Origin of the sequence: Streptomyces sp. AC555_RSS877, assembly GCF_019049245.1 — a bacterium.
In the GTDB taxonomy this organism is placed as follows: Bacteria; Actinomycetota; Actinomycetes; order Streptomycetales; family Streptomycetaceae; genus Streptomyces.
Window position 1 is genome coordinate 246,797 of sequence record NZ_JAGMUK010000218.1, and the last position, 13,424, is coordinate 260,220.

General features: G+C 71.9%; 14 protein-coding genes. 7 read left to right on the forward strand and 7 right to left on the reverse strand.

The annotated features are described in order from the left end of the window. Nucleotides 1-134: 134 nt before the first annotated feature. Nucleotides 135-1,034, reverse strand: a complete 900-nt coding sequence (locus KUM49_RS44950) for a LysR family transcriptional regulator ArgP (RefSeq protein WP_217242794.1) — start codon at nt 1,032-1,034, stop codon at nt 135-137. A gap of 69 nt (nt 1,035-1,103) precedes the next feature. On the opposite strand from KUM49_RS44950, the gene KUM49_RS44955 reads away from it, so the two are divergent. Both KUM49_RS44955 and KUM49_RS44960 read left to right on the forward strand, forming a co-directional pair. Continuing rightward, complete coding sequence (locus KUM49_RS44955) at nt 1,104-1,718, forward strand: LysE/ArgO family amino acid transporter (RefSeq protein WP_217242747.1); 615 nt, start codon at nt 1,104-1,106, stop codon at nt 1,716-1,718. Nucleotides 1,719-1,854: 136 nt separating this feature from the next. After that, entirely contained in the window at nt 1,855-3,159 is a 1,305-nt protein-coding gene (locus tag KUM49_RS44960; RefSeq protein WP_217242748.1) for an MFS transporter, read from the forward strand. 4 nt (nt 3,160-3,163) lie between these two features. On the opposite strand, the gene KUM49_RS44965 is transcribed toward KUM49_RS44960, so the two are convergent. From KUM49_RS44965 to KUM49_RS44975, 3 genes are all read right to left on the reverse strand, one after another. Then, complete coding sequence (locus KUM49_RS44965; protein ID WP_217242749.1) at nt 3,164-3,619, reverse strand: cyclic nucleotide-binding domain-containing protein; 456 nt, start codon at nt 3,617-3,619, stop codon at nt 3,164-3,166. Between the two features lie 308 nt (nt 3,620-3,927). Further along, a complete protein-coding gene (locus KUM49_RS44970; RefSeq protein ID WP_217242750.1) occupies nt 3,928-5,406 on the reverse strand; it encodes an aminotransferase class I/II-fold pyridoxal phosphate-dependent enzyme in 1,479 nt (492 codons plus the stop codon). A gap of 54 nt (nt 5,407-5,460) precedes the next feature. Further along, a complete protein-coding gene (locus KUM49_RS44975; protein WP_217242751.1) occupies nt 5,461-5,688 on the reverse strand; it encodes a hypothetical protein in 228 nt (75 codons plus the stop codon). Nucleotides 5,689-5,944: 256 nt separating this feature from the next. On the opposite strand from KUM49_RS44975, the gene KUM49_RS44980 reads away from it, so the two are divergent. From KUM49_RS44980 to KUM49_RS45000, 5 genes are all read left to right on the forward strand, one after another. Beyond that, nucleotides 5,945-6,391, forward strand: coding sequence for an ATP-binding protein (locus tag KUM49_RS44980; RefSeq protein ID WP_217242752.1), 447 nt, complete (start codon nt 5,945-5,947; stop codon nt 6,389-6,391). A gap of 180 nt (nt 6,392-6,571) precedes the next feature. Next, a complete protein-coding gene (locus tag KUM49_RS44985) occupies nt 6,572-7,429 on the forward strand; it encodes a SigB/SigF/SigG family RNA polymerase sigma factor (protein ID WP_217242753.1) in 858 nt (285 codons plus the stop codon). A gap of 19 nt (nt 7,430-7,448) precedes the next feature. Continuing rightward, nucleotides 7,449-7,676 (forward strand): DUF5133 domain-containing protein, encoded by a 228-nt coding sequence (locus KUM49_RS44990; RefSeq protein ID WP_217242754.1) that lies wholly within the window; start codon nt 7,449-7,451, stop codon nt 7,674-7,676. Nucleotides 7,677-7,922: 246 nt separating this feature from the next. Beyond that, nucleotides 7,923-8,756 carry a DUF1206 domain-containing protein gene (locus KUM49_RS44995; protein WP_217242755.1) on the forward strand — a complete coding sequence of 278 codons (834 nt, stop codon included), beginning with the start codon at nt 7,923-7,925 and terminating at the stop codon, nt 8,754-8,756. Between the two features lie 67 nt (nt 8,757-8,823). Then, nucleotides 8,824-9,255: a hypothetical protein gene (locus KUM49_RS45000; protein ID WP_217242756.1), complete on the forward strand. Its 432-nt coding sequence runs from the start codon at nt 8,824-8,826 to the stop codon at nt 9,253-9,255. A 15-nt stretch (nt 9,256-9,270) separates the two neighbouring features. On the opposite strand, the gene KUM49_RS45005 is transcribed toward KUM49_RS45000, so the two are convergent. The 3 genes from KUM49_RS45005 to KUM49_RS45015 form a co-directional block, all read right to left on the reverse strand. Continuing rightward, complete coding sequence (locus KUM49_RS45005) at nt 9,271-11,520, reverse strand: FUSC family protein (protein WP_217242757.1); 2,250 nt, start codon at nt 11,518-11,520, stop codon at nt 9,271-9,273. A 66-nt stretch (nt 11,521-11,586) separates the two neighbouring features. Beyond that, nucleotides 11,587-11,799 carry a DUF4287 domain-containing protein gene (locus KUM49_RS45010; RefSeq protein WP_217242758.1) on the reverse strand — a complete coding sequence of 71 codons (213 nt, stop codon included), beginning with the start codon at nt 11,797-11,799 and terminating at the stop codon, nt 11,587-11,589. A gap of 108 nt (nt 11,800-11,907) precedes the next feature. Next, nucleotides 11,908-13,284 (reverse strand): NAD(P)/FAD-dependent oxidoreductase, encoded by a 1,377-nt coding sequence (locus KUM49_RS45015; RefSeq protein WP_217242795.1) that lies wholly within the window; start codon nt 13,282-13,284, stop codon nt 11,908-11,910. Between the last annotated feature and the right edge of the window lie 140 nt (nt 13,285-13,424).

Genomic DNA, 13,424 nt, shown 5'->3' on the forward strand with positions numbered 1-13,424 from the left:
CGGAGGAGGGCGTCGACGCGATGGGGGTCCCCCCGCTCGAGCGAGGTCGAGAGTGGGGGAGTCGGCAACCGACGACAACGCCGCAGATCGGCGTGCCAGGCCCCGCGTCTGCGGCATGATCCGCCGGACAGGCCCTAGCTGCGCAGCGTCTCGGCGGCGGCCGCCACCACCGCCTCGGCCACGGCGGCCAGCGCCGGTGAGTCCAGCTTCCACTGCTGCCAGTACAGCGGTACGTCGACCGGGCGGTCCGGCGCCAGGGGCACGAGGCGGCCCTCGCGCAGCAGCCGGTCCGCCTGCACCTCGGGCACCAGACCCCAGCCCAGGCCCGCGGCGACGGCTTCCACGAAGCCCTCCGAGGTGGGCACGGAGTGCCGTACCGCGCTCGCCCCGCCCCTGCCCCGCCGCAGCCGCCGGACGAACGCGTCCTGGAGGTCGTCGGACCGGTCGAAGGTCATCACGGGCGCATGCGCCAGGGCTTCCCGCAGCGGTCCTGCGAGATGCCGCTCGGCGAACTCCGGGCTGGCCGCCGCGATGTACCGCATGCGCCCCAGGGGCCTTACGGAGCACCCCGCCACGGCGTCGGGCGACGAGGTCACCGCGGCCATCACCCGGCCCTCCCGCAACAGCTCCGCCGTGCGCGTCTCGTCCTCGCGGCGCAGCTCGAAACAGAGCCGCGGTTCCTGCGGGACGCGGCTCAGCGCGCCCAGAAACCACGTCGACAGGGAGTCCGCGTTCACCGCCACCGACACCAGGGTCGGCTCGTCGTCCCCGCGCATGCCGAGCTCGGCCCGCGCGTCGCGCTCCAGCCGGGCCAGCTGCCGGGCGAACCGCACCACGACCTCGCCGGACTCCGTCGGCCGCACCGGTTTGGTGCGCACCAGCAGCACCCGCCCCGTGCGCTGCTCCAGCGCCTTCACCCGCTGACTCACCGCGGACGGCGTCACGTGCAGGGCGGCCGCCGCCGCGTCGAACGTGCCCTCGTCGACCACCGCGAGCAGGGTCCGCACCTGATCCAGCGGAAGTTCGGTCATCATCACGACAGCTAATGGTACGTAAGAATCTTTAGCTGTACAGGCACTGATCGTTTCCCTAGCGTCGACGTCATGACCGCCTCCCTGACCGCCGCGGCCGCCGGCTTCGGCACCGGCCTCTCCCTCATCGTCGCCATCGGCGCCCAGAACGCCTTCGTCCTGCGCCAGGGGATCCGCCGGCACGCGGTCCTCGCCGTCGTCGGCATCTGCGCCCTGTCCGACGCCTTGCTCATCGCCCTGGGCGTCGGCGGCGTCGGTGCCGTGGTGACGGCGTGGCCGGGGGCGCTGACCGCGGTCGGCTGGGTCGGCGGCGCGTTCCTGCTCGGCTACGGCGCCCTCGCCGCCCGTCGCGCGTTCCGGCCGGGCGACGCCCTGCACACCGAGGGCGAGGCGGAGGGGTCGGTCCGGCGAGCCGTGCTGACCTGTCTGGCGATGACGTGGCTCAACCCGCACGTCTACCTCGACACCGTGTTCCTGCTCGGCTCCGTCGCCGCCGACCGCGGTCCGCTGCGCTGGACGTTCGGACTCGGCGCGGTGCTCGCCAGTCTGTGCTGGTTCACCGCGCTCGGCTTCGGCGCCCGGCTGCTCGGCCGTTTCCTGACCAGGCCGGCCGCCTGGCGGGTCCTGGACGGCCTGGTCGCCGCCACCATGATCGCCATGGGCCTCATGCTCGTCATCGGAGCCTGAAGGGCCAGAGGAGCATGACAGGCCGGACAGGCCGGACAGGCCTGCGGCGGAACTGAGCATGCGGATCCCGGACGCCCGGCCGGTGCTGCGATAGTGATCCCCGGTCCGAAAGATGTAACGAGCAACCAGGAAGTCCGTGGACACCAGCGAGAGCAGCAGCGAACCCCAGACGGCGCCGGACGAGGGCAAGCAGAGCGCCCGGCGCGGCTGGCGCCGCTGGGCCATGGACACCCGCCCCCTGCGCCGGCCCGCCTACCGCCGCCTGTGGTCGTCGACGATCGTCACGGCCGTCGGCAGCCAGCTCACCGCCGTCGCCGTGCCCAAGCAGATCTACGACATCACCGGCTCGTCGGCCTGGGTCGGCGCCGCCGCCCTCGCCGGGCTGCTGCCCCTGATCGTGTTCGCGCTGTGGGGCGGGGCGATCGCCGACAGCATGGACCGGCGCAAACTGCTCCTGATCACCAACAGCGGCATAGCCGTGACGTCCGTCCTGTTCTGGCTCCAGGCCGCCACCGGGCTGGACTCGGTGGCCGTCCTGATGGTCCTGCTCGCCGTCCAGCAGGCGTTCTGGGGTCTGAACGCACCGGCGCGCACCGCGTCCATCGCCCGCCTGGTCCCCGAGCAGGAGATGGCCGCCGCGAACGCCCTGGGCTCGACCGTCATGCAGACGGGGCAGGTGGTGGGCCCGCTGCTCGCCGGCGTCCTCATCCCCGTCATCGGCCTGCCCGAGCTGTACCTCATCGACGCCCTCGCGCTGTGCGTCACGGTCTGGGCGGTCCACCGGCTGCCTCCGCTGCCGCCCCTCGCCGCCACCGGGCCGGGCCCGCGCCGGGCGGGCGTGCGGGAGATCGCGGCCGGCTTCCGCTACATCTCCCTGCACAAGGTGCTGCTGCTGTCCTTCCTCGCCGACATCATCGCGATGGTCTTCGGCATGCCCCGCGCCCTGTTCCCGCAGCTCGCCTCCGAGACGTACGCCCCCTACGGCGAAGGACTCGCCCTCGGTCTGCTCTTCGCGGCGATCCCCATCGGCGCGGTGATCGGCGGCCTGTTCTCCGGCACGTTCTCCCGTGCCCGCAGGCACGGCTGGATGGTCATCGGCGCGGTCGTCGCCTGGGGCGCCGCCATCACCGGGTTCGGCCTCAGCGACAGCCTGTGGCTCGCCGTGGTCTTCCTCGCCCTGGCCGGGGTCGCCGACATGGTCTCCATGGTCTTCCGCGGGGCGATCCTGCTGTCCGCCGCGACCGACGAGATGCGCGGCCGTATGCAGGGCGTCTTCACGGTCGTGGTCGCGGGCGGCCCCCGCCTCGCCGACGTCCTGCACGGCTCGGCGGGCTCCGTCTTCGGCGCCCGCACGGCGGTCGCGGGAGGCGGGATCCTGGTGATGGTCGTGATGCTGAGTCTGGCCTTCGCGGTGCCGGCCCTGCGCCGGTACCGCATCTGACGTCCTACAGGGCGCTCCGCCTGCCCGTCGTGTACTGCTCCATGAGCTTTCCCCGGGTCGTCTCCAGCCGGTGCGCGAGGATCTCGGCGACGGACCGCACCAGGATCATGCCGAGCTGCGCGTCCTCCTCGCACAGCCCGAGCACCGCCGCCGCGTCGAACTCGTGTGCGCGGACCGGGCTGAAGGCCTCCGCGCCGAAGTCCCACCGGTACGGCGGGAACAGCCAGGACCAGCCGAGCAGGTCGCCCGCGCCGAGGCCGGCGACGGTCACCCGCCGCTGCGCCGTCACCTGCTGGGTGAGGGAGACCGCCCCCGAGCGGATGACCCAGAAGCGGTCGGCCGTGCCGCCCGCCTCGAAGATCCGGGCGTCCTCGGGGAAGGCGACCTCCTTCGCGAGCGACATCAGGCGCTGGCGCTGGGGTGACGGAAGGGCGGTGAGCAGTTTGATCGCTTTGGTCATGACGCGGGGCTCCTCGCCGGCGATGGATTCCGGTTTTTCCCTACGCCCATTTCAGCGGCTGCCGCCGCCCCGGGCACCTCGGAGGACCGAGGAATCGCACCGGGGAAGCCGCTGGGCCCTGCGTGCCATGGGGTGCCGAGGACAGAAAAAAGCCCTGGCTGGACGGGGGAGACCAGCCAGGGCCGTTCAGGGTGGCGCTCGGAGGACGGTGACGTTCGACTCCGCGACCACGTATGAATGAACCGTAAACCATCCCTGGGCCCTGTGCGCAACCCGATTCGGGTCACGTGACCTGTTTCACTCTGTCTTCACGCGAAGTCCCGTGCCGCGACCCTGATCGTCTCCAGCCGGGAGTCGGCGGCGTCCGGAAGGTTCATGCCCGCCTCCAGGCCGGTGACCAGATAGCGCAGCACGGGCTCCGTCAGCCGCTCGCCCGGCAGGACGGCGGGAATCCCCGGCGGATACGGCGTGATCATCTCCGCCGCGACCCGGCCGGCGGCCTCGGACACCGGCACGTTCTCGGCCGGGCCGAAGAACGCGTCCCTCGGCAGACAGGCCTGTGTCATCCGCAGCTCGGGCGGCGAGGGCACCTCCACGCGCGGGGCCGGGCGCAGTTCCGTCGCGGCGTCGGCCAGGTCCTTGAGCGCGGCGAGCAGCTGGCCGGCCGTCTCTCTGTCGTCGGCGTGGGTGAGCTGCGCGCCGATGCGACGATGGTCCGTCAGGTGCATGTCGATGTCGCGGTGTTCGCGCAGCCAGTCGGCCGCCTGGTACCCGGTGATACCGAGCGCGTCGATGTCGATGACGCAGGGCAACGGGTCCATGTCCATGGCCAGCCCCGCTCCGCAGAAGTCGTCGCGGTCGTTGACGTGCATCCCGTCGATCCCCTCGACGGCGGCCCGCACCTCGGCGGCCACCTCCAGCGCGCCGCCCATCAGCTCCCGGCCGTGCAGGGCCATCTGGCGCCGCCAGCCGTCGAGCCCGGCGTACAGCAGCACCGACGGGCTGGTGGTGCCCAGCAGGTCGGAGCGCATCTGCAACAGGTCCGCCGGGACGAGATCGCCCTGCAGATGGAAGACCGACCCCTGCTCCAGCCCGCTGCCCATCTTGTGGATGCTGGTCACGCAGATGTCGGCGCCCGCGTCCATGGCCCAGGACGGCAGATCGGGATGGAAGGGCAGATGCGCCCCCCACGCCTCGTCCACGATCAGCGGGACCGAACGGCGGTGACAGAGCTCGGCGACCGCCCCCAGGTCCGCGCAGGTGCCGTACGGCGTCGGACTGGTGATCAGAGCGCCCTTCGCGTCGGGATGGGCCTCGAACGCCTCCTCGAAGGCCGCGGCGGACGGCGGATGAGCCAGATGCCGCTCCGCGTCCCATCGGGGTTCGACCCAGACCGGCTCGATCCCGGACAGGATCAGCCCCGACACGACCGACTTGTGGGCGTCCCGCCCGATCAGCAGCTTCTCGTGCGGGCCCGCCACGGCCAGCATCGCCGCCTTGACGGACAGCGAGCTCCCGCAGGTCGTGAAGAACGTGCGGTCGGCGTGCACCGCATCGGCCATGAGCTCCTCGGCCCGTTCCAGCACGCGCCCCCGGGTGAGCCGGTCGTCCAGGCCGCCCGTCGCCAGCACGTCGCCGAGGAACACCGCGTCACCGAGCACCTCACGCACCGCGGGATCGGCGCCCCGGGCCTGCTTGTGACCCGGGGGCGTGAACGACATCCGCTCCTTGCGGTGGTAGTCGGCCAGGGCTTCCAGAACAGGTGCGCGCGTGTGATCAGCTGACATGCGCCACGGGTTCCCGACCCCGCGGCCGTCAATCCGCCGGCTCCGCAGGGCCGCTCACCCCTGCGCCGCGTGCCGGCCCGGCGTCAGGATCTCGTCGAGCACCCTGACCACGGTCTCGTACGCCAGAGTCCGCACGGCCGCGTCATGGGCGGCCTTGTCGTCCTGGTCCGCCCGGCGCAGGTCGTCGCTGCGGGTGCGCCAGTTCCGTTCCTCCTCCGCCGCACAGGCCCGGGCGCGTTGGATGCGTCGCAGCAGTTCGTCTGAGTCCACCACATCGGTCATGCCTTCCGCGTACCCGCTCCGGGCGCGGCAATGGCCCCAGTTCCCGTCGGCACGAGAGGTTTGGCATGCCGGGGAGAGGTGAGCCGGAAGAGAGAGACCTGCGGAATGTCACGCAGCGTGACGCGGAATCCGCTGCGGCCGGATCGGCCGACCGCCGGTCGAGCGATGTGCCCGCAAAGTGTCCGCGCCCGTCCGCCGGACCGCGGGCGGCACCGGGCGCGGCTTCGTTTCTTCAGTGATCCAGGGAGCTACAGGGATGTGCGAGGAGCACAGGATCGAATTCGTCCTCCAGTCATCGTCCGTGGCGGACCGGCGCGGGCGCCAGCGGCCGTGCAAACCGGCCGAGGCGCGCAGGGCGGTCGAGCGGGCCGTGACCGAACGCTGCCGCGCCACCCACACGCCGTGCGACGCGGACACACTGTCCGATGCCCTGCTCGTCGCCTCGGAACTCGCCACCAACGCGATTCTGCACGGTGGCGGCATCACGGACTTCCACGTCGACGTGGTGGGGCCCGGCGTGCGCGTGTCGGTGAGCGACCGCAGTGACGAACTGCCGGTGGTCAGGGCGCCGGTGGACCCGCGCGGGCGCCGACGCGTCGGCGGCCACGGCTGGCCGATCGTCTGCCGGCTGTCCCGCGACGTCCGGGTGACCGACCTGCCCTCGGGCGGGAAGTGCATCACCGCCGTGGTGCCCCTGTTCTGAAGACTTTTTCGGAACCGGAGTTTGCACCAAGGGGGGCAGGGCAGACGCAATTTCGTGCTTCGGACCGGAGGCGCGCCAGCGGGAGCGGTATGGCTGCTCCGGGGCCCTTCCAGGTCATCCGGGCAGCGCCTTTCCCTCCCGCGGTAATGACCTGAGACGACCGTTCAGGAGCGATTCCGCATGCTCATCGACATGTCGACAAACCGTCCCGGCGCCCCCACTCGGCAGACCGCTCCCCCCCGGCGCCGACACGACGACGCCCCCGACACGACCACCCTCTTCACCCGGCTGGCCGCCCTGGACGACGGCCCCGAGCGCGACGCCATCCGCGACGAGCTCGTCAACGCCTGGCTGCCCATGGCCCACCGGATCGCCGGACGGTTCCGCGACCGCGGGGAGTCGATCGAGGACCTGCGCCAGGTGGCCGCCCTCGGTCTGGTGAAGGCGATCGACCGGTTCGAGCCGGAACGGGGTGCCTTCGAGAGCTACGCCGTGCCGACCATCACCGGAGAGGTCAAGCGGCACTTCCGGGACCGGATGTGGGCGCTGAGGGTGCCCCGCCGGGTCCAGGAACTGCGCAACAAGGTGCGAGTGGCCCGCCGCGAGCTGACCCAGAGCCCCGGTTCGGCCGAGCCGTCGGCCGCCGACATCGCCGCCCACACCGGACTGACCGAGGACGAGGTCACCGCGGGGATGGAAGCGCTCGAAAGCTTCAGCACCCTGTCGCTGGACGCCGAGCTCTCCGCAGGCGACGACGGCTACAGCCTCGCCGACACCCTGGGCTCGTCCGACGCCTCGTACGACGTGGTCGTCGACCGCGAGTCCGCCAAGGAGGGCCTGCGCCGACTGCCCGAACGGGAGCGGGCCATCCTCTACATGCGCTTCTTCGAGGACATGACCCAAAGCCGCATCGCCGACCAGCTCGGCATCTCCCAGATGCACGTCTCCCGGCTGATCAGCCGAAGCTGCGCCCGGGTGCGCGACGAGGCGCTGGGCCGGCGGACGAACCTGCGCGGCCCCGGTGGCCGGGCGGTCTGAGGGAACGAGGGTGAGAGGGATGCTCACGCCTCATCCGGCCTTTCTGCGCCGGCTCGTCGAGGAGTACGAGTCGCTGCGGGCCCAGGAGGCCGCACGCGGCCCGGCGCCGCCGAGCCCGCGGTCCCTCGACCTCGCCTACACGCTGTGCGTGTCGACCGGCACGCGGGACGTGCGGCTGGCACTGGACGCGGCACGCCGCGTGCTGGGGGCGGTACCGGAGTCCGGGTCCGGACCACTGACCGAATGACAACGCTGACCGAATGACAACGCCCGCATGACGTCGCACCGCCGGACGGTGGTGCGCGTGCGGAGCGCGAAGAACTGATCAAAGCGGCTGCGGGACGCCACGCGCGACCCGCAGCCGCTCGGTCGCGGCAGACGTGACCGAGGGGATACGGCGGTCGTGATCCACGACCGCGCGCCGTGGAACACCACGTGACGCGCCGGGTGTGTCCACCCGCGACCAGGGCATGCGGATTTCAGGAGGACTGACATGAGCACGAGTGCCACAGCGCGAACCGCCCGGACGGACGCCCGCCGGGTCGCGAACGGCTCGGCGCGGGAAGGAGCCGCGCGCGCGGGACTGACCGCGCGGGGGGTGATCTACCTGCTGGTCGGTCTCCTGGCCCTGCAGATCGCCTTCGGCGAGGGCGAGCGGCAGGCCGACCGCGGCGGTGCGCTGGCGGAGCTCGCCGACAAGCCGTTCGGCGCGGTGCTGCTGTGGGCGCTGGGTATCGGCCTGGTCGGCATGGCGCTGTGGCGGCTGTCCGAGGTCCTGTTCGGTGCGGTCGGGCCGGACGGCCGCAAGGCGAAGAAACGACTGCTGTCCGCTGCGCGGTGCGTCTTCTACACGTTCGTCGCCTACTCCGTGCTGTCCTTCGCCGCCGGATCGGGCGGCGAAGGATCCAGCGACAAGCAGTCCAAGGACGTCACCGCCCGGCTGCTGGAGGTCCCCGGCGGGCAGTGGCTGGTGGGCGCGGCCGGCGCCGGGATCGCCGTCGCCGGTGTGTGGATCGCCGCGCGGGCGTTGATGCGCAAGTACCACGACAAGCTCAAGTTCGGCGCGATGACCCGGCGGACCCGACGGCTGGTCGACATCACGGGCATGGGCGGCGGCGCGGCGCGTGGCGCGGTGTTCGCCGCGGCGGGTGCCTTCGCCGTGCGTGCCGCGGTCGACTACGAGCCCGACAAGGCGAAGGGCCTCGACGACACTCTCCGCTCGTTCGCCGACACCCCGCTCGGGCCGTGGCTGCTGGTCTGCGTGGCGGCCGGGCTCGTACTTTTCGGACTGTTCTCCTTCGCGATGGCCCGCTGGCGCCGGGTCTGAGGAGCGCCACCGGGTTCCGGGACGCGGCACGGGGTCTGAGATCCGGCACACGGGGAACACGGACCGGATGAACGAACCCGAGCTTCCGCCCGACGGCCGGCCCGTGGACGTCTACCTCGACCTGCTGCGTGTCCGCATGGACACGGAGGACTACCGCCTCCTGCTCAGCGTGGTCGAACCAGTTCTGCGGGCGATAGAGGAACAACGCCTGCCCGCGCTCGACTTCGCCCTTGACGAGGCGCACGCGGAAGGGCTCCCCCAGGAGGTTCGCGACGAGGCCGCGCTGGTCATCGCCACCGCGGTCACGGGCCGACTGGACAACGAGGTGATCGAGCTGAACATCGAGGACACCGGCCCGGTCCGCGTGGTCACCGACGCGGTCACCGCGTCCGACCCGGTGCGCCTCGGCGAGATCGCCGACTACATCCGCGAACGACAGCAGATGAACGACGAACTGCGCGGCATCGCCGCGGTGAGCGACCTGCCGACGGACATCTGACCCGGCGCCCCGCCGTCACCGCCGGGGCGCCGCGACAGGCGCCTTCAGCGGCCGGGCCAGGCCCGTCACCGACTCGTCCAGGCGTTGCAGATGACGTAGCACGCGATCGGTGACCCTGCCGTACCGGGGCGTGCCCGGCACGTCCGGCTCCAGGAGCGAGGCGATGCTGGAGCCGGTGATCTCGATCTCGACGGCGGCCTGCGGGTCGGCGACGTGCGCGGCGATCGCCCCGATGTTGTGCGCGATGCGCCGCCCGGCCCGGCGCAGCCTCGGGTCCGCCGCGATCGAGGGATGGGTCGGCAGGAGCTCGGCCGTCGCCGCCAGCGACCGCGCGTGGTAGGCGCAGGTCTCGAGCAGCGCGACGACGTAACGAGCCGTGTCCCGGCGGGCCCGCAGCGGCGTGACCGGGTGGGTGAGCGGCTGGGTGGCGGCGCGCAGGTCGGCCAGCGCCTGGTCGAGGTCGCGTGCCTTGTCCAGCAGGTCGGCCGCCGGGCCGCCGCTGAGCTGGTCCACGGCCGCCTCGGTGACGTCGGCCAGCCGGTCCAGGACGGTGACCAGCAGGTCGTTGGTACGGCGGTCCGTGCGCACCGGCAGCACGAACGCCGCCGCGACGATTCCGCAGGCCGCGCCGAGCGCCGTCTCCGCGACCCGCAGCAACAGCACCGAGGGGCTGTAGGTGTGCAGGAGGGTGTAGAGCACGCCCAGCGCCGCGGTGACGAAGAAGGACATCAGCGTGTACGAGAAGGGCGCGGTGTAGAACATCGCGAACACGCACAGCAGCACCAGCGCGAACGCCGTCCACGTGTGCTGCCCGACCAGCCCCGCCAGCACGATGCCGGCCACCACGCCGAACACGGTGCCCAGCAGTCGCCGGTAGCCCTTGACCATGATCTCGCCCGTGGACGCGGTGTTGAGGAACACGATCCAGCAGGCCAGCACCGCCCAGTACCAGCGCTGGCTGGAAAGGAACTCCCCGCCGACGATGGCCAGCGAGGACCCCACGGAGACCTGCACCGCGGCCCGGGTGGTCGGCCGCCGCAGCCCGGTGGGTTCCTCCTCGTCGCTGTCGTCCTCGCCGGCGTCGATGGCGGCGTCCTCGGCGTCCAGCTCCTCGCGCGAACGGGCCGTGGACGGAGTGTCGTCCGAGTCGTCCTGGGGTCCCTCCAGCGCGATCCGCAGGCCCAGCACCGCCCGGGCGGCCTCGCCGATGCCCCGGAAGACGTCCTGGACGGCGGCCGAGGCGGGCGGCAGGTTCTCCTCGTCGCGGTACCCGAGGAGCCGGTTGCGCACATGGGACAGGGCCGTGCCGGACCCTTCGGCGACGGGCCGCAGCACGAGCATCCGCAGCGCCTGGAGATCGCGGCCCAGGGTGGCGGTCGCCTCGTCCCGCACCGGCAGATGGCCGCCTGCCGGGACGGGGGCGCCCGGCAGATGCAGGGTCAGGGTGGACGCCCGCTCCGCGCTGCGCGCGGTCAGCAGCAACAGGCCCAGCCGCTCGGCGGCGATCTCGGCGTCCGCGACACGGCGCTGTACCAGCCGGGCCGTGGCCTCGTCCGAGGTGCCCTCCTCCAGCCGGCCCTGGATCATCATCGCCGTCTCGTGCAGGCGGGCGGTGCCGCTGCGCACGTCCTCCAGCGCCTTCTCCACCTCGTCCGGCCCGGCGTCGAGCAGTTCGAGCTGCGCGGACACCAGCTGGGCCAGCCGGGCGCGGAAGGCCTCGCGCAGCCGCCCCAGCAGGTGCGCCGGCGTCTCGGGCACGAGCACGAAGCGCACCAGGCCGCTGCTGAGGAAGGCGACGAGGATGGCGCCGTACAGCTCGGGTAGTCCGGAGACGGTGGCGCCGACGAACAGGGACAGGAAGTAGACCTGGAACCCGATCAGCCCGAGCGCGGTGCCGCGGTCGCCGAACCGGCGGCCGTAGACGGCGCTGAAGATGAGGGCGACGAAGAAGAGGTCGCCGGCCACCACATGCGAGCTGAGAAGCGCGCCGAGCGTCACCGACGTCAGCGCCACCGGCAGGCCCAGCGCGAGCGTCACGGCCTGCGGCCCGCGCTGCTTCTCGCGGATGGCGAAGGTCGCGACCATCGCCGCCATGGCCCCCGCCACCAGACGCGTGACGTCGACGTCCAGGAAGCTGAGCACGGCCAGCGTGAGGGCGATCGCGCCCACGGTCCGCAGACCGGCGGTCAGTCTCAGCAGGCCCGGATCGGACGCGGCGACGCCGTCCCGCAGCCGTGCCCACACCGAACGTCCCGCTGCCTTCACGCCGCCGTACTCACTCCCGTGTCACGTCATGATCTCCGCCCTCAGCATGACACGGAGGGGTGAGGCTCACCGGTCCCGGGTCTCGGCGAGCGTGTGCGCCACCAGGGCGTTGGCGTGGCCGTGCCCCAGGCCGTGCTCGGTCTTGAGCCAGGTGACCAGTTCCCTGTGCCGGGTCAGCGGCGAGGAGCGGATGATCTCCAGCCACTCGGCGACCGGCCGGCCGTACTTCTTCTCTATCGAGGGGAAGTAGCTCGCGGGGCCCTTCACGGTCTCGGCCATGGCGGTGTCGTCCTTTCACTGTGACGTCGTGCTGTCCCTCCTGTGACCGCCGACCGGTCGGAAACTGATCGGCGGTCAGGAGTGAAGCACGTCACACGCGCACCGGTGTCACCGGTCCTGCCGCTCGGTCCCCTCCACGTGCGCCCGCACCTGTTCCGGCGTCAGATACGCGTTCGTGTACTCGAAGTCCTTCAGCTTGGCGGCCTTGCGGGCCTGGAAGCCGGTACGGACGAAGTCGTCCCCGGCGACGGCGTTCAGCACCCAGTTCGTCATCACGCGCGTCTTGGCGACGTTGGTGCGCAGCGCCGACCAGTGATAGCCGCGGGCCACGGCCTGGGCGGGCAGACCACGCAGCTCGATGCCGAGCGGCTTGGACACGGCGTCCTTGCCGCCGAGGTCGACGACCAGGCCGAGGTCCTTGTGCACGTACGGCTTCGTCGTGCCGCCGCGCAGCGTGGCGATGACGTTGTCGGCCACGTGCTTGCCCTGCCGCAGGGCGTGCTGGGCCGTGGGCGGGCACACCGCGCCGTCCTCGCCCTTGGCCTCGTCGGGCACCGCGGCGGCGTCGCCGAGCGCGAACACACCGTCGTGGCCCGGCAGGTTCATGTCGGCGGTGACCGCGAGCCGGCCCCGGACCGTCTCCGCGCCGAGCGTGGCGATGAGCGGGCTGGCGACCACGCCGGCGGTCCAGATCAGGGTCCGGGTGGGCACCACCCGGCCGTCGGTGAACGTGACCTCCTCGGGGCCCGCCTTGGCGATGGAGACCCCGAGCGAGATCTCGATGCCCCGCCTGCGCAGGATCTCCTGGGCGCTGCGGCCCAGCTTGTCGCCCAGCTCCGGCATCAGCTTCGGCGCGATGTCGATCAGGTGCCACTTGATGAGCCCCGGGTCCAGCCGCGGGTAGCGCTTGACGGCGGCGTGCGTGAGGCGTTGCAGACAGGCCGCGGTCTCGGTGCCGGCGTAACCGCCGCCGACCACCACGAACTGCAGCCGCGAGGCCCGCTCCGCCGGATCCTCACTGGCGTCGGCGAGGTCCAGCTGGGAGATCACGTGGTCACGGACGTAGGCGGCCTCGGCCAGCGTCTTCATGCCGAAGGCGTGGTCGGTGAGGCCCGGGATGTCGAAGGTGCGGGTGATGCTGCCGGGAGCCAGCACGATGTAGTCGTACGGCTCGTCGACGATCTCGTCGGTGATGGTGCGGATGACGCAGACCTTGGACTTCAGGTCCACGCCGATCGCGCCGCCCGGAATGATCCGGGTGCGGTACTTCTTGCTGCGCCGCAGGGAGACGGCGATCGACTGCGGCGTCAGCACGCCGGAGGCGACCTGGGGGAGCAGCGGAAGGTAGAGCTGGTAGGCGAACGGCGTCACCAGCGTGACGTCGGCTTCGTCCGGGGAGAGCTTGCGTTCCAGACGGCGGACGCACTCCACTCCGGCGAAGCCTGCACCAACCACCAGGATCCTGGGTCGTGTCACGGTGTTCATCCCTTTCTGCGGCTCCAGGCGGTCTGCCTCGAACGCCATTCGCCTGCCCATGGATCGCTGCTTCGCACCTCATCGATCCCATCGCGGTGCCGTCCCGCCCGCCGGGCGCGGCGAACAGACGAACGCGTCGAGGACCACCA

Bases quoted from the DNA above. Each gene is read 5' to 3' on its own strand.
- KUM49_RS44950 (WP_217242794.1), bottom strand. From the start codon at position 1,034: ATGATGACCGAACTTCCGCTGGATCAGGTGCGGACCCTGCTCGCGGTG.
- KUM49_RS44955 (WP_217242747.1), top strand. From the start codon at position 1,104: ATGACCGCCTCCCTGACCGCCGCGGCCGCCGGCTTCGGCACCGGCCTC.
- KUM49_RS44965 (WP_217242749.1), bottom strand. From the start codon at position 3,619: ATGACCAAAGCGATCAAACTGCTCACCGCCCTTCCGTCACCCCAGCGC.
- KUM49_RS44970 (WP_217242750.1), bottom strand. From the start codon at position 5,406: ATGTCAGCTGATCACACGCGCGCACCTGTTCTGGAAGCCCTGGCCGAC.
- KUM49_RS44975 (WP_217242751.1), bottom strand. From the start codon at position 5,688: ATGACCGATGTGGTGGACTCAGACGAACTGCTGCGACGCATCCAACGC.
- KUM49_RS44980 (WP_217242752.1), top strand. From the start codon at position 5,945: ATGTGCGAGGAGCACAGGATCGAATTCGTCCTCCAGTCATCGTCCGTG.
- KUM49_RS44985 (WP_217242753.1), top strand. From the start codon at position 6,572: ATGCTCATCGACATGTCGACAAACCGTCCCGGCGCCCCCACTCGGCAG.
- KUM49_RS44990 (WP_217242754.1), top strand. From the start codon at position 7,449: ATGCTCACGCCTCATCCGGCCTTTCTGCGCCGGCTCGTCGAGGAGTAC.
- KUM49_RS44995 (WP_217242755.1), top strand. From the start codon at position 7,923: ATGAGCACGAGTGCCACAGCGCGAACCGCCCGGACGGACGCCCGCCGG.
- KUM49_RS45000 (WP_217242756.1), top strand. From the start codon at position 8,824: ATGAACGAACCCGAGCTTCCGCCCGACGGCCGGCCCGTGGACGTCTAC.
- KUM49_RS45010 (WP_217242758.1), bottom strand. From the start codon at position 11,799: ATGGCCGAGACCGTGAAGGGCCCCGCGAGCTACTTCCCCTCGATAGAG.
- KUM49_RS45015 (WP_217242795.1), bottom strand. From the start codon at position 13,284: ATGAACACCGTGACACGACCCAGGATCCTGGTGGTTGGTGCAGGCTTC.